The 21,823-nt window shown below is 59.6% G+C and carries 23 protein-coding genes; 17 read left to right on the top strand and 6 right to left on the bottom strand.

The genetic code is table 11. From position 1 onward, the window contains the following. Positions 1–2: 2 nt before the first annotated feature. The 6 genes from mdcC to GA0061102_RS10695 are packed head-to-tail and all read left to right on the top strand — an operon-like array spanning position 3 to position 4,333. Positions 3–314 (top strand): malonate decarboxylase acyl carrier protein, encoded by a 312-nt coding sequence (gene mdcC / locus GA0061102_RS10670; protein WP_092846675.1) that lies wholly within the window; start codon positions 3–5, stop codon positions 312–314. After that, positions 311–1,222, top strand: coding sequence for a biotin-independent malonate decarboxylase subunit beta (locus GA0061102_RS10675; protein WP_092846677.1), 912 nt, complete (start codon positions 311–313; stop codon positions 1,220–1,222). The genes mdcC and GA0061102_RS10675 overlap by 4 nt, the downstream gene beginning before the upstream one ends. Further along, positions 1,209–1,931: a biotin-independent malonate decarboxylase subunit gamma gene (locus GA0061102_RS10680; protein WP_092846679.1), complete on the top strand. Its 723-nt coding sequence runs from the start codon at positions 1,209–1,211 to the stop codon at positions 1,929–1,931. Before GA0061102_RS10675 ends, GA0061102_RS10680 begins: the two co-directional genes overlap by 14 nt. Next, the gene (mdcG, locus tag GA0061102_RS10685; RefSeq protein ID WP_092846681.1) at positions 1,924–2,565 is read left to right on the top strand and encodes a malonate decarboxylase holo-[acyl-carrier-protein] synthase; all 642 of its coding nucleotides are present in this window, start codon (positions 1,924–1,926) and stop codon (positions 2,563–2,565) included. The genes GA0061102_RS10680 and mdcG overlap by 8 nt, the downstream gene beginning before the upstream one ends. Then, positions 2,562–3,416, top strand: coding sequence for a triphosphoribosyl-dephospho-CoA synthase MdcB (gene mdcB, locus GA0061102_RS10690; RefSeq protein WP_092846683.1), 855 nt, complete (start codon positions 2,562–2,564; stop codon positions 3,414–3,416). The genes mdcG and mdcB overlap by 4 nt, the downstream gene beginning before the upstream one ends. Continuing rightward, a complete protein-coding gene (locus GA0061102_RS10695) occupies positions 3,413–4,333 on the top strand; it encodes an ACP S-malonyltransferase (protein WP_092846685.1) in 921 nt (306 codons plus the stop codon). The genes mdcB and GA0061102_RS10695 overlap by 4 nt, the downstream gene beginning before the upstream one ends. A gap of 335 nt (positions 4,334–4,668) precedes the next feature. Here GA0061102_RS10695 and GA0061102_RS10705 read toward each other — a convergent pair whose 3' ends face one another. After that, positions 4,669–5,565 carry a LysR substrate-binding domain-containing protein gene (locus tag GA0061102_RS10705; RefSeq protein WP_092846687.1) on the bottom strand — a complete coding sequence of 299 codons (897 nt, stop codon included), beginning with the start codon at positions 5,563–5,565 and terminating at the stop codon, positions 4,669–4,671. 139 nt (positions 5,566–5,704) lie between these two features. On the opposite strand from GA0061102_RS10705, the gene GA0061102_RS10710 reads away from it, so the two are divergent. The 8 genes from GA0061102_RS10710 (at position 5,705) to GA0061102_RS10745 (ending at position 13,076) form a co-directional block, all read left to right on the top strand. After that, the gene (locus tag GA0061102_RS10710) at positions 5,705–6,466 is read left to right on the top strand and encodes an SDR family NAD(P)-dependent oxidoreductase (protein WP_092846689.1); all 762 of its coding nucleotides are present in this window, start codon (positions 5,705–5,707) and stop codon (positions 6,464–6,466) included. Between the two features lie 36 nt (positions 6,467–6,502). Continuing rightward, the gene (locus GA0061102_RS10715; protein ID WP_092846691.1) at positions 6,503–7,342 is read left to right on the top strand and encodes a transketolase; all 840 of its coding nucleotides are present in this window, start codon (positions 6,503–6,505) and stop codon (positions 7,340–7,342) included. Further along, entirely contained in the window at positions 7,339–8,376 is a 1,038-nt protein-coding gene (locus GA0061102_RS10720) for a transketolase family protein (RefSeq protein WP_092846693.1), read from the top strand. Before GA0061102_RS10715 ends, GA0061102_RS10720 begins: the two co-directional genes overlap by 4 nt. Before the next feature lie 64 nt (positions 8,377–8,440). Beyond that, complete coding sequence (locus tag GA0061102_RS33125; protein ID WP_167667956.1) at positions 8,441–8,593, top strand: hypothetical protein; 153 nt, start codon at positions 8,441–8,443, stop codon at positions 8,591–8,593. 12 nt (positions 8,594–8,605) lie between these two features. After that, positions 8,606–10,096: a sugar ABC transporter ATP-binding protein gene (locus GA0061102_RS10730; protein ID WP_092846697.1), complete on the top strand. Its 1,491-nt coding sequence runs from the start codon at positions 8,606–8,608 to the stop codon at positions 10,094–10,096. After that, complete coding sequence (locus GA0061102_RS10735; RefSeq protein WP_092846699.1) at positions 10,093–11,106, top strand: ABC transporter permease; 1,014 nt, start codon at positions 10,093–10,095, stop codon at positions 11,104–11,106. Before GA0061102_RS10730 ends, GA0061102_RS10735 begins: the two co-directional genes overlap by 4 nt. Before the next feature lie 43 nt (positions 11,107–11,149). Further along, positions 11,150–12,124: a substrate-binding domain-containing protein gene (locus tag GA0061102_RS10740; protein WP_092846701.1), complete on the top strand. Its 975-nt coding sequence runs from the start codon at positions 11,150–11,152 to the stop codon at positions 12,122–12,124. Between the two features lie 58 nt (positions 12,125–12,182). Then, complete coding sequence (locus tag GA0061102_RS10745) at positions 12,183–13,076, top strand: amidohydrolase family protein (protein ID WP_092846703.1); 894 nt, start codon at positions 12,183–12,185, stop codon at positions 13,074–13,076. Between the two features lie 78 nt (positions 13,077–13,154). On the opposite strand, the gene GA0061102_RS32570 is transcribed toward GA0061102_RS10745, so the two are convergent. From GA0061102_RS32570 to GA0061102_RS10770, 5 genes are all read right to left on the bottom strand, one after another. After that, positions 13,155–13,298 carry a hypothetical protein gene (locus GA0061102_RS32570; RefSeq protein ID WP_139115048.1) on the bottom strand — a complete coding sequence of 48 codons (144 nt, stop codon included), beginning with the start codon at positions 13,296–13,298 and terminating at the stop codon, positions 13,155–13,157. 233 nt (positions 13,299–13,531) lie between these two features. Beyond that, the gene (locus GA0061102_RS10755) at positions 13,532–14,779 is read right to left on the bottom strand and encodes an ABC transporter substrate-binding protein (RefSeq protein WP_092846705.1); all 1,248 of its coding nucleotides are present in this window, start codon (positions 14,777–14,779) and stop codon (positions 13,532–13,534) included. Between the two features lie 41 nt (positions 14,780–14,820). Further along, positions 14,821–16,818 carry a putative bifunctional diguanylate cyclase/phosphodiesterase gene (locus tag GA0061102_RS10760; protein ID WP_342588033.1) on the bottom strand — a complete coding sequence of 666 codons (1,998 nt, stop codon included), beginning with the start codon at positions 16,816–16,818 and terminating at the stop codon, positions 14,821–14,823. A gap of 514 nt (positions 16,819–17,332) precedes the next feature. Next, positions 17,333–17,548, bottom strand: coding sequence for a tautomerase family protein (locus tag GA0061102_RS34040; RefSeq protein ID WP_092846709.1), 216 nt, complete (start codon positions 17,546–17,548; stop codon positions 17,333–17,335). A 130-nt stretch (positions 17,549–17,678) separates the two neighbouring features. Next, positions 17,679–18,611 carry a FadR/GntR family transcriptional regulator gene (locus GA0061102_RS10770; protein ID WP_342588032.1) on the bottom strand — a complete coding sequence of 311 codons (933 nt, stop codon included), beginning with the start codon at positions 18,609–18,611 and terminating at the stop codon, positions 17,679–17,681. Between the two features lie 14 nt (positions 18,612–18,625). Between GA0061102_RS10770 and GA0061102_RS10775 the strand changes: the two genes are divergently transcribed. The 3 genes from GA0061102_RS10775 to GA0061102_RS10785 are packed head-to-tail and all read left to right on the top strand — an operon-like array spanning position 18,626 to position 21,822. Beyond that, positions 18,626–19,582: a dihydrodipicolinate synthase family protein gene (locus tag GA0061102_RS10775; protein WP_092846711.1), complete on the top strand. Its 957-nt coding sequence runs from the start codon at positions 18,626–18,628 to the stop codon at positions 19,580–19,582. 37 nt (positions 19,583–19,619) lie between these two features. Next, positions 19,620–20,735, top strand: a complete 1,116-nt coding sequence (locus tag GA0061102_RS10780) for a BMP family ABC transporter substrate-binding protein (protein ID WP_167667961.1) — start codon at positions 19,620–19,622, stop codon at positions 20,733–20,735. Positions 20,736–20,745: 10 nt separating this feature from the next. Then, complete coding sequence (locus tag GA0061102_RS10785) at positions 20,746–21,822, top strand: ABC transporter permease (protein WP_092846713.1); 1,077 nt, start codon at positions 20,746–20,748, stop codon at positions 21,820–21,822. The last annotated feature ends 1 nt before the right edge of the window (position 21,823 follow it).

A 21,823-nucleotide genomic window follows, 5' to 3' on the forward strand; every position in this document is an offset into this window, starting at 1 on the left:
CCATGGAAAATCTGCTCTATGAATTGAAAACAACCCAGGCCGGCGGAACTCGCATCGTCGCCGTGGTGGGCGTCGTCGCTTCGGGTAACCTCGAAGTATTACTTGAACGGCGGGAGGCGCCCGACCGTTGCGTCATCGAGATAGCGACACCCGCGCATGGTTTCACCGAGCTTTGGGCAGCGGTTACCGAAGATTTCGCGGCGCGCTCGGCCGCCGGCGGTCTACGCATCACGATCAATGATGGCGGCGCACGGCCTGACATGGTGGCGCTGCGCCTTGCCCAGGGCGTACGGCTGATGGAGAAGCCAGAATGAACAATCCTCACACGCTGCGCCGAAGCTGGTATGAAGAATCTGCTCGTGGCCGGTTGTCGCATCTGCTCGATGCCGACAGCTTCACCGAATTCTTAGGCCCGGAACGGCGGGAGACGAGCCCTCACCTTGCGCTCTTCGATTTGCCACGGCAGTTCGATGACGGCATCATCGTCGGCACCGGCCGCATCGACAGCCGCCCCGTTCTGGTGGCTGCCCAGGAAGGGCGCTTCATGGGCGGTGCGATTGGCGAAGTGCACGGCGCCAAGCTGACAGGCCTGCTGCGTGCTGCGAGCAAGATGCGGCGGGATATCGTCATTCTCTTCGACACGGGTGGCGTGCGCCTGCAGGAGGCCAATGCCGGTGAACTGGCGATTTCCGAGATCATCCGAGCCGTGCTGGATGCGAGATCCGATGGCGTGCGCGTCATCGGGCTGCTTGGTGGCAGGGCGGGCTGCTACGGCGGCGGCAGTCTGATTGCCGGCTGCTGTTCGGCGCTCGTCATCTCCGAGCAGGGGCGCCTGTCCGTTTCCGGGCCGGAGGTTATCGAGACGAACAAAGGCGTGGAAGAATTCGACTCCCGCGATCGGGCCTTGGTCTGGCGAACCATGGGGGGCAAGCATCGCTACCTGATTGGCGGGGTTGATGCCTTCGTCGAAGACGACATCGCCGCCTTCCGGGCTGGTGCGATTGCCGCGCTACAACGGCCAGCCACCTTGGACCACGCGGTGCTCGAAGCGGAGCAGACGCGGCTCGAAGATCGATTGCGCCATTTTGGCCATGCCCATGACGCTACGGAGATATGGGCGCGGCTACATATTGAGCACCCCGGCGAGATACCGGAACAGGACATCGAGACCTTCCTCACCACAGCCAATATCCATCGGGAGAGTGCCGATGCAGCTCGCTGATATCCTTTCCTCACTCTTTCCGGTCGGCCACGAGGTGGCGCAGGCGGGCGGACTTGTTACCGGTTGGGGCCGGTTGGACCATCAAACCCGGATCGATCTGATCGGCATTATCGACAAGACCTATCCGGGCGTCGATGAGGCGATAGCGCTGGCCGCGCATGTCCTTTCGGTCGCCCGGCGGCCGGACAGATCTCCGCTGTTATTCCTGGTCGACTCCGGTAGCCAACGGATGAGCCGGCGCGATGAACTCCTGGGTCTCAGCGAGGCACTGGCGCACTTGGCGAAGGCCCTGTGGCAGGCCGAGCGTGTGGGACATCGCACGGTGGGCCTTCTCTACGGTGGCAGCGCTGCCGGCGCCTTCATCGCCACCGCGCTCGCCTGCGGGTCGCTAGTAGCCCTGCCCACCGCCTGGCCCGAAGTCATGGACTTGCCATCCATGGCCCGGGTGACCAAGCTGCCGCTCGCCACACTGAAAGAAAAGGCCGAGACAACGCCCGTCTTCGCGCCCGGCCTCGACAATCTTCTTGCAACCGGCGCCATAGCGAAAGTTTGGGATCCGGCCGCCTCTTTGAATACCCAACTCGCGGCACTTCTTGCCAAGCCCGTTTCGAATGACCTGCGGGCGCAATTGGGCGCCGATCGCGGTGGCCGGCCGAAGGCCGCCATGATTGCGGCCGAAGTAGAACGGCTGGCTTTGCTCCATGGTTGATGTCGCCGCCCTCCGCCGCCATGATCTTGCCTATGTGCGCTCCGAAGCATGGCCCGGCCTGCTGCACGGCCAAGTCGAGGGGGAAATGGAGCCCGATCTGCTTGCATGGGCGGCATCAGGGCGGCCAGCGATTTTCCGTCGCCGAATCTGCACCGACGCGATGGACATCGTACCCTTGGGACTGCCTCTTCCTCCGGACATGGGGCGCAAACGTCTTGCTCTCGCGTGCCCTCCAACTGCCGTGATACGGACCACCCCTCCCCCTCTCCTGCACGATGTCTTGCCTGCAGCGCCGGTCCGGTGGCGCCCGACACTTGAGGCGCTCTTGGAGCTAGGCGCCTTTTGTCGCTGCTTCGGCAGTTTGGCGTGGCAACACCTGACCGGCCTTTCCTATCTGACCACAATGTCAGATCTTGACCTGTTGATCACCTGTCGCTCCAGCATCGATGCCGCGCAAGCAACGGATTTGCTGAACCGTGTTGCCGAACGTGCGCCGATGCGGATCGACGCAGAATTGGTGACCCCGTGCGGCACAGCCGTGCAGTGGCGGGAGTGGCTGTCGGGAAACCCGGAGCTCTTGGTTAAATCCCATACCGGATCGGCCCTGATCGCGCGGGAGGCGCTGTTTGTATGACCTTGCCCCTATTGGCTGAAAGACGTCCCGCCGCGGCCAGGCATTGCGACCCCGTGTGGATCGGGTGGTATGCCACACAGGCGCTCATCCTGGAGCTGGAAACCTGGCCCAAGCCTGGCCTGGTCAGTCATATCGACAACGGCGCTCACGCCGATATGGACGCCGAGCTGCTGCGTCTCAGCGCTCGGACGCTGGAGCCGTACTTCATCGCTCTTGCAGAGGCAGGCGCCATGGACGCGGACATGGATCGCTTGCGCCAAATCGGTGTAGAGGCAGAAAAAGCAATGCGGGATGCGACTGGAGGGGTGAATACCCATCGCGGCGCCATCTTCGGCCTCGGTCTTCTGGCGGCGGCTGCCGGCTTGAGAGCAACTTGCGATTGGCAGGCACCGCTCGGCGCTCTTATCGCGGTGCGTTGGGGACAGGACATCATCACCAAGGCGCCGGAACACGACAGTCACGGCAGCGTTGTGGCGCGTCGCTATCATCTCGGGGGTGCTCGGGCAGAGGCAGCCGCCGGCATGCCATCCGTATATGATATCGCCCGTCCTGCCCTTGTCGAAGGGCGCCGCCTGGCGGCGGGTGACGAGGAAGCCGCAAGGGTCCATGCGTGCATGGCACTGATCGTGGCCGTCGGAGACAGCAACCTGCTTTATCGCGGCGGCCTCGAAGGACTGAATTTCGCTCGTGACAAGGCCCGTGCCTTCCTGGCGGATGGCGGGGTCGGACGGGCGAACTGGCGATGGGATGCCAAAGCCATTCACGAGGCATTCGTCATGCGCCATCTCAGCCCGGGCGGTTGCGCCGATCTTCTTGCCATGGCGCTGTTTACTGAGGTGTTGGAATTGTGACCCTCGCGCTGCTCTGTTCGGGCCAAGGTCTTCAGAATCGGGAGATGTTCCGGCTGCTGGCAACGGAACCCGATGCACAGCCCGTTTTCGAGGCCGCAACCGCAGTGCTCGGAACCCACCCAACCGACTTCTGCCGGACTGCACCCGACGCTGCCTTGCATGCCAACCGCGAGGGCCAAATCCTGTGCGTGACGCGTGCGCTTGCCACTGCTCGCGCTCTTTTTCCGAACGGCGCGTCAAACGAAACGATGGTGGCCGGCTACAGCGTCGGCGAAATGGCGGCATGGGGAGTGGCCGGCATCTGGTCTCCCATGGATACTTTCAAGCTTGTCGATCAGCGGGCGCGTGCAATGGATGCTGCGGGTGGGCCGGATGACGGGCTTGGCTATGTGCGCGGCTTGCCACAGATGGCCGTGGAGCAGCTCGCCACCCGGTTCGGCTGCGCGATTGCCATTGTGAATCCGGATCTTCTGTTCATCGTTGGCGGTGACAGACGATCGATCGATGCGCTCTGCGCAGCGGCGCTGGAGGAAGGTGCCGCGCGTGCCGCCCCGATGATGGTACATGTCGCCTCCCATACACCGCGGCTCGCCGGTGCGGTGGCACCATTTGACAAAGCCCTTACTTCAGTGGCCATGAGCCGTCCGGCCCTCCGACTCATGACCGCCAGTGGCGCCACTCTCGTTGCCGATCCGCATCGCGCTCACAAGGGTCTGGCGCGGCAACTGGCTGAGAGGATCGATTGGGCAGGCATGATTGAAGCCTTGGCTGAACGTGGCGTCACCGCGATCCTGGAACTCGGGCCTGGCCGTGCTCTGGCGGAAATGGCAGCCGCCGCGCTGCCTGCAGTCAGCGTACGCGCAGTCGATGACTTCTACAGCCTCACGGGCGTTAAGGCCTGGCTGGCCGCCCGCTAAAAGCAAAGCCTCGTCAAACGTGATAACATGACACTTACTGGCTTCCGACAACTGTGTTCAGTGTTTTGCGCCCAGGCCAGCCAATAAGGTCCCGCGCCCGGAACCGATTTCTTCAGCACCGCTACCAGGCGTCCTTACGCGATTTCAATGTCAGCAAGATAGTCCGGAAGAACGGCCGCACTAAGCCCGGAAATAGAGGATTATGTCATCGTACCGAACTGATCGAAAAGCATCCCCGTCACATCTGACGATTTCGCGCCTTGCGCTGCAAACCAGATTCCCGGCGAGCGGAATGGTGTTGCCGGACAAAATCCAGTTCCACCAGTGTCACGGCACTAAGCCGAACCACTTGCAGGCGGTTGGCATTGACGCGTCAGCCAGTCGGCAAAAATGCGGGCGAGTCGCCGCTGGCTGCCGGATTTGGGATAGGCGAGATAGTGGCCGATGTAGCGGTTGTCGCGACAGATCCGATGGAGAGGGCGGACCAGCTTACCGCTTTCCAGTTCGCGCCTGGCCAGCACGTCGGATTCGAGCGCGACGCCGAGCCCGTTAACGGCAGCATCGAGAGCGAGGAAGCTGCGATCAAAGCTCATCGACGGCGGAGGTGGTGGTCCGAGATCATTGGCTTCGAACCAATCGACCCACTGTATGCGTTTAAGATCGCTCCGGATTAGCGGTTGGTGGAGCAGGTCACGCGGGGATTTGATCTGATGCGCAAGTTCGGGCGCGCAAAGCGGCGAGACGATCTCCTCGGAAAGCGGAATGACGATCAGGTCCTCGCGATTGAACGGTTCGCCGTAGACGACATCGGCATCGAAGAGCCCGTCAACGAAGCGGGCGTAGTTCGTACTGGCGGCCACCCGGACCTCGATTCCCGGATTCTCCCTGAGGAACTGCGGCAGGCGCGGCGATAGGACCTGAGCGGCGAAGCTCGGAGCGCAGTGAAGCCGCAACAATTGAGACTTGTTGGATGAAATCATATCAACACCCCGGCGCAGTTCTTCAAACGCGCTGGACGCGTGGTTGAGCAGGGTCTGCCCCGAAAGAGTGAGTACGACGTTGCGGGTGGTTCGCTCAAACAAAGCGGTGCCAAGATCGCGTTCCAACTTGCTAATGGCGTGACTGACGGCACTTGGAGATAAACGGAGTTCCTCAGCCGCCGCCCGGAAGGAGCCAAGGCGCGCAGCCGATTCAAAGATCCGCATCGCGGAGAGTGAAGCGAGATGCAACATCAGATTAGTGAACCAGATTCACCTATCGATGTAAACTTCGCGTTTGTCGCGGCCGCCCTATTCGGTCAGAAATCTCGTTATGGAGTGATCCATTCGACGGTGTTGCCAGATGCCAGGGAGGCATCGGGAGGAGAGCGAGATGCTGTTAAAGGGAAAGTCCGCGGTCATTTCTGGCGCGGCAAGCAAACGTGGTATCGGCCGGGCTACAGCGGAGCTTTTCGCATCGCACGGTGCTCGTGTCGCCATTCTCGACATCGATGCCGATCAGGCGAAAGCCGCCGCGGGCGATCTGCCGCCAGTCGGGCATGGTGGGCATATTGGGCTGCGCTGCGACGTGGCCGATCGAAGCTCTTGCGCGTCAGCCGCCAGCGACGTTCTTGCTGCCTTCGGCACGGCGAACATCCTCATCAATAATGCCGGCATCACCCAACCGGTGAAAACACTGGATATCTCGGATGCGGACTGGCAGCGCATCGTCGCCGTCAACATGACAGGCGTACTCAACCTCAGCCAGGTCTTCATTCCCAACATGCGCGATAACGGCGGCGGGTCGATTGCCTGCATGTCGTCAGTTTCGGCGCAGCGCGGCGGCGGCATTTTCGGCGGCCCCCACTATTCCGCCGCCAAGGCCGGCGTCCTCGGCCTCGCAAAGGCCATGGCGCGGGAGTTTGGTCCAAACGGCATTCGCGTCAATTGCGTGACGCCCGGCCTCATCCAGACAGATATCACCGGCGACAAGCTTTCGGCCGACATGCGCGCCGACATCATCAAGGGCATCCCGCTCAACCGATTGGGCGACGCCGGTGACGTGGCTAACATCTATCTCTTCCTCGCATCCGATCTTTCGGCCTACGTCACCGGTGCGGTCATCGACGTCAATGGCGGCATGCTGATCCACTAATCGGCCCGCGAACAGTCTGACAAGGATAGGAAAAGCATGGTCCAGATTGGTCATAATATCAGTCTTCCCGAACGGGCGCGGCGCATTCGCCGGCACGCCCTGCGCATGGGCGAGGTTCAGGGCCAGGGCTACATCGCGCAGGCGCTTGGCATCGCCGACGTTCTGGCGGTCGCTTATTTCCATGCCACGACCTACAAACCGGAAGATCCGGAATGGGAAGGCCGCGACCGTTTCCTGCTGTCGATCGGCCACTATGCCATTGCGCTCTACGCGGCGCTGATCGAGGCGAAGATCGTTCCGGAGGATGAACTTGAGACCTACGGCATGGATGACAGCCGCCTGCCCATGTCGGGCATGGCCGCCTACACGCCGGGCATGGAAATCACCGGCGGATCGCTCGGCCACGGCCTCGGCATAGCGGTCGGCATGTCGCTCGCGCTCAAGCGCAGGCGCTCGCGTTCCTTCGTCTACAACCTGTTTTCCGACGGCGAACTCGACGAGGGTTCGACCTGGGAAGCGGCGATGTCTGCCGGGTCCTACAAGCTCGACAACCTGATCGGCATCGTCGACGTCAACCAGATGCAGGCCGACGGTCCGTCACTCGGCGTCCTCAACTTCGAGCCGCTCGGGCCGAAGTTCGAGGCCTTCGGCTGGTTCGTCCAGCGCGTCGACGGCAACGACATCGATGCACTCGTCGAAGCCTTCGACAAGGCGCGCCATCATTCTGGGCCGCAGCCCAGGATCATCATCTGCGATACGAAAATGGCCAAAGGCGTGCCTTTGCTTGAAGTACGCGAGCGCAACCACTTCCTGCGCGTAGAACCGCATGAATGGACAGAGGCGCTTCGGATCATCGACGCGGGAATAACGGCATGAGACGCTCGAAATACGAACGCCCGGCGCATCTAATCGGCAACCCAGACAGACCACGGTTGACCACGTCGGCGATGATCGCCTCCATTGCCGGAGCCAACCAGCCCACCCGGCCCGCACCCTTCGGCCACGCGCTCTCGGCGCTGGCGGAAAAGGAAGATCGCATTGTCGGCCTTTCGGCCGATCTCGCAAAATACACCGACTTGCATGTCTTCCGCGCCGCCCATCCCGACCGCTTCTATCAGATGGGGATGGCTGAGCAGTTGCTCATGATGTCGGCTGCCGGCATGGCGCGCGAAGGCCTGCAGCCCTGGGTAACGACATATGCGGTCTTCGCCTCGCGCCGGGCCTATGACTTCATCTGCCTGGCGATCGCCGAGGAAATGCTGGACGTCAAGATCGTCTGCGCGCTGCCCGGGCTCACCACCGGCTACGGCCCCAGCCACCAGGCGACAGAGGACATTGCAATGTTCCGCGGCATGCCGAACCTGACCATCGTCGATCCCTGCGACGCAAGCGAGATCGAGCAGGCGGTGCCCGCCATCGCTGCCCATCGGGGGCCGGTCTACATGCGGCTTCTCCGCGGCAACGTGCCACTCGTACTCGAGGAATACGGCTATCGGTTCGAACTGGGCAAGGCGAAGCTGTTGCGCGACGGCAGGGATACGTTGATCATTTCGTCGGGTCTGATGACGATGCGGGCGCTCGAAGCGGCCGAAGAACTCCGCAAGGACGGCGTCGACGCCGCCGTGCTGCACGTTCCTACCATCAAGCCGCTCGACGAAGCAACGATCCTTGCCGAATGCGCCAAGCAGGGACGGCTCGTCGTCGTCGCTGAGAACCACACTGTCATCGGCGGTCTCGGAGAGGCGGTCGCCGCCACCTTGATGCGCTCGAACGTACGTCCCGCCGCATTCCGGCAGATCGGGCTACCGGACGCCTTCCTTGAAGCGGGCGCCCTGCCGACCTTGCATGACATGTACGGCATATCGACCGCGAAGGTCGCGGCGCAAATCAGGGGGTGGCTGGACGGCTAGGTCGCGCAGTAGCCGCGTTGAGGAGCGCGGCGGGCCACAGCAGTTTCCAGGTGGAGGAGGGAAGATGAAGTTCGAGATCAACAGACCCCAGTTTCTGGCAGCATCGTCAACCGTGCTGGCCGCGCCTGCGACGACGCGGCAGCTTTGGCCCTTCTTCGCCATGGCAATGGCACTGCTGCTTGCAGCGAGCTTCATACCGGCGCTCACGCTCTATTGAGGACCATGAACCATGACCGAAGATCAGAACATCGTCTCAGTCCGTTCCCTCACCAAAGCCTATGGCGCGACCTCAGTGCTGAAAGGGATTGATTTCTCGGTGGCTCGCGGCGAAATCCATGCGCTCCTCGGCGGCAATGGCGCGGGCAAGTCGACACTCATCCGCATCATCACCGGAACGGCGACGAAGGACGGTGGCGAACTCGTCTTCCGCGACGTCTCGGGCAACATCCTCAGCCAGACTGACGGTCGCCACAAGGTCGCCGTGGTCCATCAGGAACTGGCGCTTCTCCCGCATTTGACCGTCGCGGAGAACATCGCGCTGCCACACTTCCGCAAGGGTTCTCGCCTCTACGATCGACGCCTGGCAACAAGACGAGCTCGAGATGCCTTGTCGATGATCGACCGGGACTTCGCCGCGGTCGCACTGAATCGCTTCGTCGGCGATCTCAGCCTGCACCAGGGGCAGATGGTGGAGATCGCGCGGGCCTTGTCTTCGGGCGCCGAACTCATCCTGCTTGACGAGCCCACCGCCAATCTCACCGCAATCGAAACGGAGCGGCTGTTCGGCGTCCTGCGGCGGCTGACGCGGGACAATGGCCTCTCGATCGTCTTTGTCTCGCACCGTATGAAGGAAATCCGCCAGATCGCCAATGTCTGCTCGATCATCCGGGACGGCAGGACGGTGGTGAGGAGCGTGCCGACGGCCGACCTGACTGACCTCGCGATCGTCGAGCATATGGGCCAAGCCCACGCTATGGCCGCTCCGCAGGTCACCAGGGTCGCGGCGCAACAGTCTATGGCAGGAGAACCGCTGGCCATCGCCGAAGACGGCTTCTCCGTCGTGCTGCAGCCCGGGACTATCCTCGGCGTTGCCGGTGCCCCGGCGGGGCCCGAGACGCTGATCGCCGCCCTCGTCGGTGCGGCCCACGCGAAGCGCTGGACGGTGACGCGCGCAGGATGGCCTGGCCGTTTCCGCTCCCCCCGCGAGGCGGCGCGTCTCGGCGCGGGTTTCGTGACAGGCGACCGGGCTAATCGCGGTATCCTTCATTCCCTACCGATCATCGATAACGTGCTCGCATCGCGTCGCGTTACACGGGGTTCGCTCTTCGCTAACAAGCATGAAGGGGCCGAGTGCCTCGACCTCATGCAGGCGCTGAAGGTAAAGGCGGGCTCGCTCTGGCACCTGCCGAACACGCTGAGCGGCGGCACGCAGCAGAAGCTGCTTCTCGCCCGCTGGCTGAACATACCCTCTCGCCTTCTAGTCCTCGAAGAACCCACACGTGGCGTCGATATCGGCACCAAGCGGGAGATCTATCAACTGATCCGCGCCATGGCGGCAACCGGAACCGTGATCGTCTGGTGGTCGACGGAAAATGCGGAACTACTTGAAGTTTGCGACCGCGTGCTGGCCTTCGACACCGACGGGCGCTCATCAGGCGTGATCGAACGCGACCAACTCAGCGAGGACAGGCTCGCGACACTGACAGGAATGGCGGCATGACGAAAACCATTATGGACCAAGCCGGCGCAGGTATCGAAACGCAACCGGTAATCCGGACCCGGGAAAGTCTCCTTTCGGCTTATCGGACGGAACTGGCGATCGCCGGGGCCATCGTCCTTCTTGTGTTGGCGGTTGGAACCCAGGTGCCGCAGGCACTGAGCTGGGGAAACTTCGCTAACATCACCCAGGCGGGCGCACCGCTGATCATCATGTCGCTCGGCGTGCTTCTCGTGGTGATCACCGGCGGTATCGACCTTTCCGTCGGATCCGTCTTTTCGCTGACAGGCATGGTCACGGCGCAGGCCATGGCAGCGGGCTTCGGCGGCGTGAGCTCTGGCCTCATCGGGCTCAGTGTCGGCCTGATGTTCGGCTCGATCAACGGCTTCCTCGTCACCGTGGCGGGGCTTGCGCCCTTTGTGGTGACGCTGATCACTTTTGCTGTCGCCGGCTCGCTTGCCTTCATCGTCACCAACGGACGATCGATGCCTATCGGCGATCCGGATTTCTGGTTGCTAAATAGCGGCAGCATAATACCCGGTATTCCGAACTATATCCTGTTCAGCATCGTGCTGCTCGTCGCAATCGAGATATTTCTCAAGAAGATGGTCGCGGGACGCTGGTTCTACGCCGTTGGCAGCAGCGCGGCAGCCGCGCATCTTCTTGGAATTCCCGTCAAGCGGACGCAGTTCTTCGCCTATGTCGCCTCATCCCTTCTCGCGTCCTTCTCCGGATTGCTGACCATCTCTTACATTCTCAACGCGGAATCGACGGCTGGCTCCAGCCTGATGCTGCAGGCAATCGCAGCGGTGGTTATCGGCGGCGCCAGCCTGCTCGGCGGCACGGGAACGGCGGTGGGCGCTGTCCTTGGAGCCCTGATGATCACCGTCATTCAGAACGGCGTCAATCTCATCGGCATCAACAGCTTCTGGCAGGGTTCGGTTACCGGCCTCGCCATCCTGATCGCGGTCCTGATCGATCGCTTCAGCAAATCGCGGCGCGGTGCCGTGTAATCCGTCCTGGGGGAGACCTGGACATCAAGAGGAGGAAGAAGGCATGAAGAAGAAACTGAACGGGTGGCTGGCGATGGTAGCGAGCGTCGCACTCGCGGCATTGTCGAGCGTTGCGCATGCGGAGGAAAAGAAGACGGTGGCCTATCTCGCGCCTTCGCTGGATATTTCCTATTGGCAATGGGTCGGCTTTGGCGTGAAGCAGAAGGCGCAAGAACTCGGCATGAATTATGTCGAATTCACGTCGGAGAATTCGCCGGCCAAGCAGATGGACAATGCGCGCACGGCCGTGACCAAAGGCGTCGATGCGATCGTCATCGGACCTGTGAGCTCAACCAGCACGCCGCCGCTGCTCGCCTATCTGAAATCGCAGAATATCCCGATCGCGTTCGCCGGCATCGGCCCGCAGCCCGGCCAGACGGACTACACGTCCTCCGTCACCGCGAATAACTACGAAACCGGTAAGGCAGAGGGCCGCTTCGTCTGCGCGCTCGCGAAAGAGCGCGGCGGCAACGAGGTTGGCATGCTGTCTCTGCCCCAGGACCGCGAGAACGCCCAGAAATATCTCAAGGGTGCGCAGGCAGCCTTTGCGGCCGACGGTTGCGAACTCGTTCAGATGCTCGAGACGCGCGGTCTGACCGTCAACGAAGCCGTGACGCAAGCCAATGACATGCTGACGGCCCATCCCGACATCAAGGCGATCTACGGAATGTATGACGAGGCCGGCACGGGCGCGGCGAAGGTTCTTGAGACCCGTGGCTTGACTGGAAAGATCGGCATCGCGGTCGCCGACGGCAGCCCGACGACCATTGCGCTTCTCAAGGCCAAGGCCATTCAAGGCATTTTCTTCCAGGAAGCGGTCGGCCAGGGTATTGATGGCACGCAGCAGGTGTTCAACGCGCTGACAAATGCATCGGTCAAGAAGGATCTGGCTCTTGTCATGCCGCTCGTGACGGCCGACAAGATCGACACGCCAGAGGCGAAGGCCGTCATCGCGCGCGTCTTCCCGCCGAGCAACTGACCAGCAAAGGGCGGGCACGGCCGTGGTTGTCGTTCCCGCGCCACCCCGAGGAGGAACCATGTCCGACATCGCCATTATCGACCCCCATTTCCACCTCTGGGATCTGGAGACAAACTACTATCCCTGGCTTTCTGATGGCGTCAAGCCGTCCGCCTTCGGCGACTATACCGCCATCAACAAGACCTACCTGATCGGGGATTTTCTCGCCGACGCGAAGAACCAGAACCTCGTCAAGGCGGTCCACCTCGATGTCGGGTTCGATCCGAAGAACCCGGCCGGTGAAACCAAGTGGCTGCAGGGCGTTGCCGACAAGCACGGGTTTCCGCATGGCATCGTCGGTTATGCTGACCTGCGCAAGCCCGATGTCGGCGATTTGCTCGACGAACATATGCAATACGCCAATTTCCGAGGCATCCGCCAATCGATGAACTATCACACCGATGCCGCCAAGACCTACCAGACCGAGCCGGAGGTAAGCCGAACGCCGGAATGGCGCCGGGGTTTCAAAGAACTAGCGCGTCGGGGCCTTAGCTTCGACCTCCAGCTCTACTACTGGCAGATGGAGGAGTTTCTCGAACTCGCACGGGAGTTTCCCGACGTCCAAATCATTCTCAACCATACCGGCATGCAGGTCGATGGTCCCGCGCATTTCGACGGCTGGCGCAAGGCCATGCATATGCTGGCGCAGGCGCCGAACGTCGCCTGCAAGATCTCTGGCCTCGGCATGGGGGACTGGACCTGGACCGCCGAAAGCATCCGCCCCTATGTCGAGGAGGCGATCGGCGCCTTCGGCGTTGAGCGGGCGATGTTCGCCTCGAATTTCCCGGTAGATAAGCTGTTCTCAAGCTACGACGCTATATGGAGCGCCTTCAAGGAGATCACCGCCGGCTACTCGGCCTCGGAACGCTCGGCACTGTTCCACGACAACGCCGAGCGGTACTACCGCTTGTAGAGCAGGCTGAAGCCGGAATCGACATAGGAGGTGAAGGTTTCCGGGAAACGATCGCTAATGCCGGTATTGTGCATGGCTTCACCGTGGCATCGGCGCAGATGCCGGCGCGGTCGGGCGACGGGCTTCCGAAGGCTTCAAAAACCGCCGGCGGCTTTCCAACCAGGCCTTCAGGCAGTCCTTGTCTCTTAGCGCCCGGGCGCCGAGATCACAGCAGCGGCGCAGTTCCTTTCGTGTCCCATCGGTTCAGGCTCGCCGCCCGGATCAAGCGACCGGAAGACGAGGGTTTCTTCCGGTCCCTGTCGCTGTTGCTGCAAAGTGGAGATTTAGCCATCTTGGGCGCTTTGCAGCCGAATACAAAAAACGCTTCGGCCACCTGCTATCCCAGACGTCAAAGGCCTGAGCGCGCTTCATATGCGTGGCTGGCCTCAGCCGCCTAGTGCCGTTGATTGTGAGCCTCACCGCTGCATCAAGATGTCATAAAGGCGTTTCTGCGCTTCTTGTGGAGACATATTCTTATTATTGAAGAAGTCGCCCACCACGCCGATCCATCCTTCTGACATCTGGCTCGGCATTGCTTGGGATTGAGCACTTACATCGCCTTTCTTGACCTTGATCATCTTTAATCCAAGCTGCCCGCAGCGATCGAGACCCGCCGGGTCGACATCCGTGCGGACAGGAAGTGACCCCTTGATGCGGCTAAACGCGACCTGATTATCGCGGTCCAAGACCATCCGCGCGAATGCTTTTTGAGCATCCGCTGTGCCATCACGGTTCGTCAGCGGAAAGGCAAATGCATCTATGACCATAAAGTAAGCAATCGAGGTACCAGGCACAAGCGCGCAATCAAAGTCACTATCGACGTGATAGCCCTTAGCCATGAGCTCGCCCTTGGCCCAGTCACCCATGAACTGCATGCCAGCTTGGCCTGCGCCGACCTCTGCTGTTGCGTCCGCCCAGGTCTTGTTCTTCCGCATCGCAAAAGGTTCTGTGTAGTCCGACAAACGTGAGAGCGTTTCCAAAGCCTCTATCATGCGTGGATCCTGGACTAATGCCGCGTTTCCACTCATGAGACGCGCATATCCTTCCGGCCCGAATTTTTCATATATGATGTCATTGAAAATGAGAGATACTTCCCAGCGCGCGCCGCCAAGCGCTATCGGTACATGTCCGGCGGCTTTGATCTTTTCGGCGACGCTGAAAAGATTATCCCAGGAAGTTGGAACGCTCACACCGGCATCCGCGAACATCTTTGTGCTCGTCCAGAGCCAGTTTTCCGCGTGGATATTCGTCGGTGCGAAATACACTTTTCCCCGGTACGATATTCGCTCAAGCACTGATGCGGGAATGACATCCTGCCAGTGGTCCACCTGTGCAACGTCCTCTATATCCTGGACGATTCCCATCTCCGGTAGTTCCCGCGATCCGTCATTGGCATTCCACTGCATCACTGCTGGCGGATATCCGTTGGCAATCCGGTCGCTGACGACGCGCTGGACTGCGACTTTGTTTTCGGCAGGCATATCGGCCCACTGATTGCCAGCCGCTACCCAGGCCTTTCGAAATACATCCAGCGCGCCGGCCTCACTTTTGGATACCCAAAAATGGACGACGTCCACCGACATAGCATTGCTGGCGAATGCTGGTGCAGAGACATCTGCCACCACCAAAGCAATTGCCAACCATGTCCGGATTATTCCCTTCATGTACAGTTCCTTTTTCAATTAATTTGGCTGGATTCGAAACGTCAGCGCTGTCCGGCAATCCGCAGCAGAGGTCGCGATGAGGAGCTCGTGGCCCGTTTAGAAATGCTCAAACGGCTGATGGCCGCACTGGCAGGTTCAGGCTTGGCAAATAGATAGCCCTGGCCGACTTCGCAGCCCGTTCTGAGGAGGAACTCGCGCTGTGTTTCATTTTCAATGCCTTCTGCGACACATCGTTTGCCCAGACTTCGAGCCAGATCGACCATCGCCCTCACGATCTGCTCGGATCGAATATCGCTGCCAAGATGAGCAACGAAACTGCGGTCGATTTTCAGCTCATCAAATGGGAAATCTCGCAAATGCACGAGTGAGGCAAATCCAGTGCCGAAGTCGTCCAACGACACCGACATGCTCTTATTCCTGAAGCGCGTGATTGTCTCCAGTATCTGGCTGGAACCACGATTGAGAAACACATCCTCTGTCACTTCCACGGCAAAATCGCGCCACTCGAGCTCGTTGGTCCCAATGGCCTCGGCAATGAGATCATAGCCGTCGCCACCGACCAGCAGAACTTCCGGAAGGTTGATGGCCACTGATCCAGGGACGAGGCCTGCGGATTTCCACGCCTTAAGGTCGCGCGCAACAGTGTGGACCACGCAGCGCGTCATACTTCTAAGGAAGTGCGAACCTTCCATGAGCGGTAAGAACCGACCCGGAGGTAAGATTCCAAGCCGGGGATGGTTCCAGCGCACCAATGCTTCGAATCCCAGGTGTTCGCCGGTCTCAAGGTTGACCTTCTGCTGGTAATAGACCACGAACTCGTTCCGGTCAGCGGCGAAGGCCAGCGCAGCCACCAGCTGGTTTTCCTCAAGCCGCTGCGCCAGCGATGCTTCATCGAAGATGACGGCCGTATTGCGCTTGGCTTTTGCGGCATAAAGCGCCAGATCGGCAACGCGCATGAGCGCTGTTTCATCGGTTGCATGCGTGGGTACAGCTGCTCCGCCAATGCTGGCCGAGACCGGTAAGGTCCGCCCGTCAAAACGAAATTCCGTCGCGACTACCGCGACCGCACGCTGAGCGAGCGCTTCCAGCGTCTTCAGATCGGTAAGCTCAGGGAGCAGGATGGCGAATTCGTCGCCACCCAGTCTTGCCACGACATCGCCGGACCGAAAGGTTCCTTTAAGCATGCGCGCGACATGGCGCAGAACCGCGTCCCCTGCCGGATGTCCTAAGCTGTCGTTGATGCCCTTGAAATGGTCAAGATCGACCAGCAGCATCGAAAAGCCCGTACCGCTTCGTGCGAGCGATGCGAAAAACTCATTCAGCATTTCGTTGAAGCAGGAACGATTGTTGAGGCCGGTAAGCGCGTCGGTATGCGCCTGATGAGTCAATCTGCTCTCGAAATCGATGGTTCGCCGATGCTCGTTGCGCAGCTTTTTAAGAAGCGGCATAAATAAGATGGTTGTCGCGAGAATGAGGGCGGTCGCTGTTAATGCGAGTAGCACGGCACTAATCAGGCGCGCATGATCTATACTGCCATCGCTGCGATCATGTGCGCTGTCGATTAGGGCACTGAACTGGCGCATCAGCACGCTATCCGAAGAGACCGCAAAATCGATTGGCCCCCAGAAGGAATAACGCTGACGCCGATCCTCCAATTTTGCCGAGAGGACCCTGTCGGCTCTTGTTAGAAAATCCTCCAGTCGCCCTGTAAGATCGGTCCGCATCTTTTCGGATGTGACGTCATGTGGATTGAGCTTCTCCAAAAGGTTCCGCTCTAGTTTTTTATGCAGTTCGTCCAATTGGCCGCTCATAGCGCGGATGTCGCCGATTGCCTTTCGCGCGTCCTCAACCATGGGCTTGACGATGTAATCAGGCATGTTGGGATTGGCCGAGGCGCTCATGATAGCGCGCGTCTGATTGGTAAGTTGTTGGAAGCGAATAAACTGGCGCCCCGTAAGATAGCTAATGTCTTGTTGTAGCGAATGGCGATCAAGTGCGATTTCGACGGTCTGGTAAGTCGCACCGATCAGCATTGTCATGACGACCACAGCAGCCACATAGTGCCTGCCTATGGTACGGATGTATTCTTCTAAGGACGGGTGGCGCCTGCCTGGGGCAGTTGCATCGTTGGTTCTTGTTACGTCGTTCGAAACGAAGTTCGTGCAAACAGACGGACTGGTTATAGTAAGCTCCCCGTCCAGCGTGCGCTCATGCCAAGCCCCGCGTAAAAGCCCCGGCAACTTCATATAGATCCCCTCTAGCTGCAACCGTAACCAGAAGCATCATCATCTGGTCTTCTCATTGGAAAGGCCGCGCAACTCATTCGAGCGGGATTAGGCACGCTCGACGTCATCGAGGTGCGAGTCTCGGTGGTGGCAAGGTGCAGGACAATTAGGCCGAGAGAAGCTTAATGAAATTCTTCGCAAGTTGACCTAATTCACTTTCATTGCGCGATATGGATTAAAGGTGACAAAACTGGATAGTGTTTATTTCTTCGTGGTCCGTCTGCCATCCGATAGGATCCGCTGCCTTTGGAACATACTGAAGATCGGCCTACATGCGGTCAGACGGTGGGACGGCGCATTCGTTGGTGAGTTCGTGGCAGGAATTCTCATAAACGGCGACCTTGTCTGCTTTTGTTCGGGCCCCTGAGACCACTTCAAGGAGAACAGAATTTTCCATACGCTCAAAACCCAGGCCCGTATCAAGTGCCCGGAACCGAGACGGCTCACACTCTGTCGCGATTTGATAGCGGTCCCGCTCTGGCACTCAAAATGATCGCGGCATTACGCGGTGAGCGGTCTCGAGCAGACGATCGACTTCTTCATCCGTGCAGAGCCCTTTAGCAGATGAAATTTCAAAAGCGGCAAGATCGGTCTCCTTGTTTCGACGGACAATCTCACGATCGCCCTGGCGGCAACTTGAATGGCGGGGACATCATTTCCGAGTCGAGGATAAGCCGCCCGTCCAGTTGCCCATTCAAACGCTCGACGAAGCCGGACGCTTCGTCCATGTGCGCGCGCATGAGGTGACGGACTCTTTCAACGTCCCCCTGTCGGGCCGCCTCGAGTATGTCCGTGTGGCATTTGGCGTTGGCGCATCCGAATTCGGCATGCTCTTCGGGTGGCGTGTGGGTGCTAAAGACAACCAGGCGTCGGAGCATTTCATTGGTCATCTGACAGAGGAAGCGCAGAAACGGGTCCGGATTAGCGGAAGCAAGGATGTCGTGGAAGTCGAGATCTGCCTGCCTTTGATATACGAGCCGCGTTTCGTCACGAGAGGTAGGCTGGCAATTCTCAATGTTTTCTTCCAAAGCACGGAAATGCTTTTCGGTGAGATATGGGACAGCGCCTGCGGCGAGTTCAGGCTCCAGCAAACGCCTGGCGGCGTAAATGTCTTTCATCGTCACATCTTGGAAGAACAGGTAGTTCTGTAAAAAAAGCAGTGTGCGCTCCAAGGGGACCTCGATGATGGTGGCGCCGCCGGTCGGACCGGTGCTGATTGTTATCAATCCTTGCACTTCGAGTGACTTCAGCGCCTCGCGAATGGTGCTCTTGCTCACCCCGAACAGTTTTTGCAGTTCCTTCTCCATCGGAAGTTTGTCGCCTGGCCTCAGCTCGTGCTGAGTGACAAGCCGCTTGATGTCCTCAGCGACCAGGTCGCCCCGCTTTTGCTGCCTTACCCGAGACGTCTGTGATCTAACGACATGTTCCATGGTGCGTCCTCTGTATGTGTCCCCAGCTCCCATACCATCCGTAGCCGTGTCTTCAAATCTGTTAATCGCGATGGATTGAATAATACGGTTTATCATGATAAATACAATAAAAAGCATACGAGGGAGCTAATATGACTGCAGAACCCATCGGCATATGGGCAGCCATACCGACGCCGTTTTCACCGTCTCTCGAACTGGACGAGCCTGGCCTGCGTCACAACGCCCGGCACTATGTTGCCCTTGGCTTACGCGGCGTCTTTTGCAACGGCCTGATCGGTGAGGTCTGGGCCATGACCCTCGCCGAAAGAAAAAGAGTCGTGGAAGTCCTCGTCGAGGAAGGCCAAGGAAGGCTCGGCGTATCGACAGTCATCTCGGCCAGTTCGATCCATGAAACGCTTGAGCTTGGGGCTCACGCAAAAGAAGCGGGCGTGGACCACGCCGTGATCATGGTCCCGACGGCCGGACCCAGGTCCCGCGAGCAGCAATTCGAATATGTGAAATTGATCTGCGACAGGCTTGATATGCCGATCGTGCTCTTCAATGCAGCGGGGGCGACTGGAAGCCCATTATCCCCGGAGCTCTTCTCTGACATCTGTACTTTGCCTCAGATCGTCATGCTCAAGACGACCGCTTACGATCACAATAACGCTCTTCGAAAGGCGGCCAACGGCAAGGTGGTCGTATCCGACCCACTGGAAGAGCACTTTCTCGAAAACCGGCTGCAGAGCCAGCAGCCTATCCTTTATGCCGATCCTGAGCCCTACCTCTACCAGTTTCCCGGGGGCTGCCCGATTGCAGACTATGTCGCCCAACTCGACCGCGGAGAGAACGATGCCGCCCGTGCAGCCCGCGAAAGGATCGAACCGCTGCGGCGTGCCTTTAACAAGTGGGTGATGGGACCATTGATCGAAGGCCACATGCCGAATGCGGCCGTCAAGCGCTGGTCTGAGATGATGGGAATGGCCGGTGGAGCTGTGCGGGCGCCGATCCGGCCGCTCAGCCCGATCGAAAAGCAGACCCTTGAACAAGAAGTGCGGCTCGCCTTCGAACAATCCGGCCTCCCAAATCCGGAGACCGTCTACGCGTAACATAAGTGTTCAACCAAGCAAAAAAAGGGGAACTAGAATGAATAAGACCTTTGCAATGAACCGCCGTGCAGTCTTGAAAATAATGGGAGCTGCATGTGCTGTGCCCTATGGGCTGGGCAGAGCGTTCGCGCAGGAAGCGAAGCCTCTCACCGTCGGCGTAATCTACTCCGGTTCGAAGGAAGACTACGGCTATAACAAGTCGCATGCTTCAGCCGCAGCCCAATTGAAGGCATTGCCGGGCGTCACTGTCATCGAGGAGGAGCGTGTTCCTGAGACGGTCGCGGTCCAACGAACCATGGAGGGTATGATCCAGCAGGACGGCGCCAACTTGATCATCGCGACGTCATTTGGCTATTTCAAACCTCACGTACAGCAGATCGCTGCGAAATATCCCAAGATAATGTTTGCGCATTGCGGCGGTGTGTGGGACGAAACGATGCCAACGAACATTGGCACGTTCTATGCTTACATCTATAGTGCGCAGTATATTTCCGGCATCGTCGCGGCTCATATGACGAAGACGAAAAAGCTGGGAGTCGTTGCGGCCAAGCCTACTCCGAACCTTATCCGCAGCATCAACGCTTTCGCGATTGCGGCACGCTCCGTCGATCCAAGCATCACAGTCCAGGTCATCTTTACCGGTGATTGGGTTCTACCGGTGCGCGAGGCCGAGTCGACCAATTCCTTGATTGACCAGGGCGCCGACGTCATTGCCTGCCAGGTCGACAGCCCCAAAGTAGTTGTCGAAACGGCAGAGAAGCGCGGCGTATACTCATGCGGGTATCATTCGAGCCAGGCCGACATCGCGCCGAAGGGTTTCCTGACGGGCGCAGAGTGGAACTGGTTTGCGCCCTACAGCAACTTCGTCGATGCCGCGCGGGGCGGCAAGCCTCCCGTTCACTATCTTCGCGGCGGTTTCGCCGAAAACTTCATCAAGAACACTCCGTTCGGCTCGGCAGTAACAGCAGAGGCCCGCGCGGCGGCAGAAAAGGCCCAAGCGGCACTCGCGTCAGGGGGCCTGTCAATCTATGCTGGTCCCTTGAAAGACAACAACGGCAACGTCGTCATTCCGCAAGGAACGAGCTTTGCCGAAAACGATCATCGACTGGACAAGATTGACTATCTGGTCGACGGCGTGATCGGTCAGAAGTGAGGTCGGTCCGATGGTCGACCTAACACGAGCTCTGACGGCAGTGCCAGCACGAAAATGGAATCCAAATTACGTCGCAGTGACGGCCCCGCTGGGGGCCGTCATCGTTGCCTCGATCATTTTTGCGACGTTTGTCGGACTCTACGGTTTTGACCCCTTGAAGGTTTTCACCTTCATTGTGGAAGGCGGGTTCGGCAGCGGATTCGCCTGGCAGGATACCCTTTCGCGTGCGGCTCCGCTCATTCTCGTTGGGCTCGCAGTGGCGATACCCGCGCAAGCCGGTATGGTCATCATCGGCGGGGAAGGAGCTATCGTTCTCGGAGGGCTTGCGGCCGCCGTCATCACCCTGCCGTTCATGGGTGCTCCACCACTTCCAATGCAGCTATTGATGATCCTGGCGGGATGTATTGTCGGAGCCATCTGGTTTGGGCTTGTTGGTCTTCTACGGCAATGGCGCGGCCTTAACGAAACGATAACAGGCCTCCTCCTCGCTTACATTGGTCTTGCGATCTTCAATCAACTCGTGGAGGGCGTGCTTCGCGATCCGGCCAGTCTCGATAAACCATCAACGCATCCGATCGGCGCCAGCTATATGTTGCCGACTATCCCAGGCACATACATTCATATCGGCCTGGTAATAGCTACGGGCATGGCTCTTATCGCCTTCGTTGTCATTCGCTTTACGAAATGGGGATTCGCTCTTCGCGTGGTTGGCGGCAGTGAGCGGGTTGCGCGAATGATCGGCCTGCGGGTCAACCGCTGGATCATCGGGGCTGCCGCAGCCGGTGGCGCAATGGCGGGTTTGGCTGGCGCTATCGAGGTGGCAGCCGTGCAAGGCACAGCCAATTCCTCGCTACACGTTGGCTATGGCTTCAGTGGTATTCTTGTGGCCTTCCTTTCTCGCCATTATCCCCTCGCCGTTATCCCAGTGTCGATATTGATCGGCGGCGTTCAAGCCAGCGGCAGTCTCCTTCAGCGTCGCCTGGGCCTGCCGGACGCAACGGTGCTGGTCTACCAGGGCATCATCTTCGTTTGCGTTCTGTTGGGCGACGCGATGGTTCGCAAACTCAGCGATAGTGGGAGGAGCTAGC

The sequence above is a fragment of the Martinezella miluonensis genome (genome assembly GCF_900094545.1).
Classification (GTDB): domain Bacteria; phylum Pseudomonadota; class Alphaproteobacteria; order Rhizobiales; family Rhizobiaceae; genus Rhizobium; species Rhizobium miluonense.

Coding starts and splice junctions, on each gene's coding strand:
- mdcC (WP_092846675.1), top strand. CDS start 3: ATGGAAAATCTGCTCTATGAATTGAAAACAACCCAGGCCGGCGGAACT.
- GA0061102_RS10675 (WP_092846677.1), top strand. CDS start 311: ATGAACAATCCTCACACGCTGCGCCGAAGCTGGTATGAAGAATCTGCT.
- GA0061102_RS10680 (WP_092846679.1), top strand. CDS start 1,209: ATGCAGCTCGCTGATATCCTTTCCTCACTCTTTCCGGTCGGCCACGAG.
- mdcG (WP_092846681.1), top strand. CDS start 1,924: ATGGTTGATGTCGCCGCCCTCCGCCGCCATGATCTTGCCTATGTGCGC.
- mdcB (WP_092846683.1), top strand. CDS start 2,562: ATGACCTTGCCCCTATTGGCTGAAAGACGTCCCGCCGCGGCCAGGCAT.
- GA0061102_RS10705 (WP_092846687.1), bottom strand. CDS start 5,565: ATGTTGCATCTCGCTTCACTCTCCGCGATGCGGATCTTTGAATCGGCT.
- GA0061102_RS10710 (WP_092846689.1), top strand. CDS start 5,705: ATGCTGTTAAAGGGAAAGTCCGCGGTCATTTCTGGCGCGGCAAGCAAA.
- GA0061102_RS10715 (WP_092846691.1), top strand. CDS start 6,503: ATGGTCCAGATTGGTCATAATATCAGTCTTCCCGAACGGGCGCGGCGC.
- GA0061102_RS10720 (WP_092846693.1), top strand. CDS start 7,339: ATGAGACGCTCGAAATACGAACGCCCGGCGCATCTAATCGGCAACCCA.
- GA0061102_RS33125 (WP_167667956.1), top strand. CDS start 8,441: ATGAAGTTCGAGATCAACAGACCCCAGTTTCTGGCAGCATCGTCAACC.
- GA0061102_RS10730 (WP_092846697.1), top strand. CDS start 8,606: ATGACCGAAGATCAGAACATCGTCTCAGTCCGTTCCCTCACCAAAGCC.
- GA0061102_RS10735 (WP_092846699.1), top strand. CDS start 10,093: ATGACGAAAACCATTATGGACCAAGCCGGCGCAGGTATCGAAACGCAA.
- GA0061102_RS10740 (WP_092846701.1), top strand. CDS start 11,150: ATGAAGAAGAAACTGAACGGGTGGCTGGCGATGGTAGCGAGCGTCGCA.
- GA0061102_RS10745 (WP_092846703.1), top strand. CDS start 12,183: ATGTCCGACATCGCCATTATCGACCCCCATTTCCACCTCTGGGATCTG.
- GA0061102_RS10755 (WP_092846705.1), bottom strand. CDS start 14,779: ATGAAGGGAATAATCCGGACATGGTTGGCAATTGCTTTGGTGGTGGCA.
- GA0061102_RS10760 (WP_342588033.1), bottom strand. CDS start 16,818: ATGACAATGCTGATCGGTGCGACTTACCAGACCGTCGAAATCGCACTT.
- GA0061102_RS10770 (WP_342588032.1), bottom strand. CDS start 18,611: ATGCTTTTTATTGTATTTATCATGATAAACCGTATTATTCAATCCATC.
- GA0061102_RS10775 (WP_092846711.1), top strand. CDS start 18,626: ATGACTGCAGAACCCATCGGCATATGGGCAGCCATACCGACGCCGTTT.
- GA0061102_RS10780 (WP_167667961.1), top strand. CDS start 19,620: ATGAATAAGACCTTTGCAATGAACCGCCGTGCAGTCTTGAAAATAATG.
- GA0061102_RS10785 (WP_092846713.1), top strand. CDS start 20,746: ATGGTCGACCTAACACGAGCTCTGACGGCAGTGCCAGCACGAAAATGG.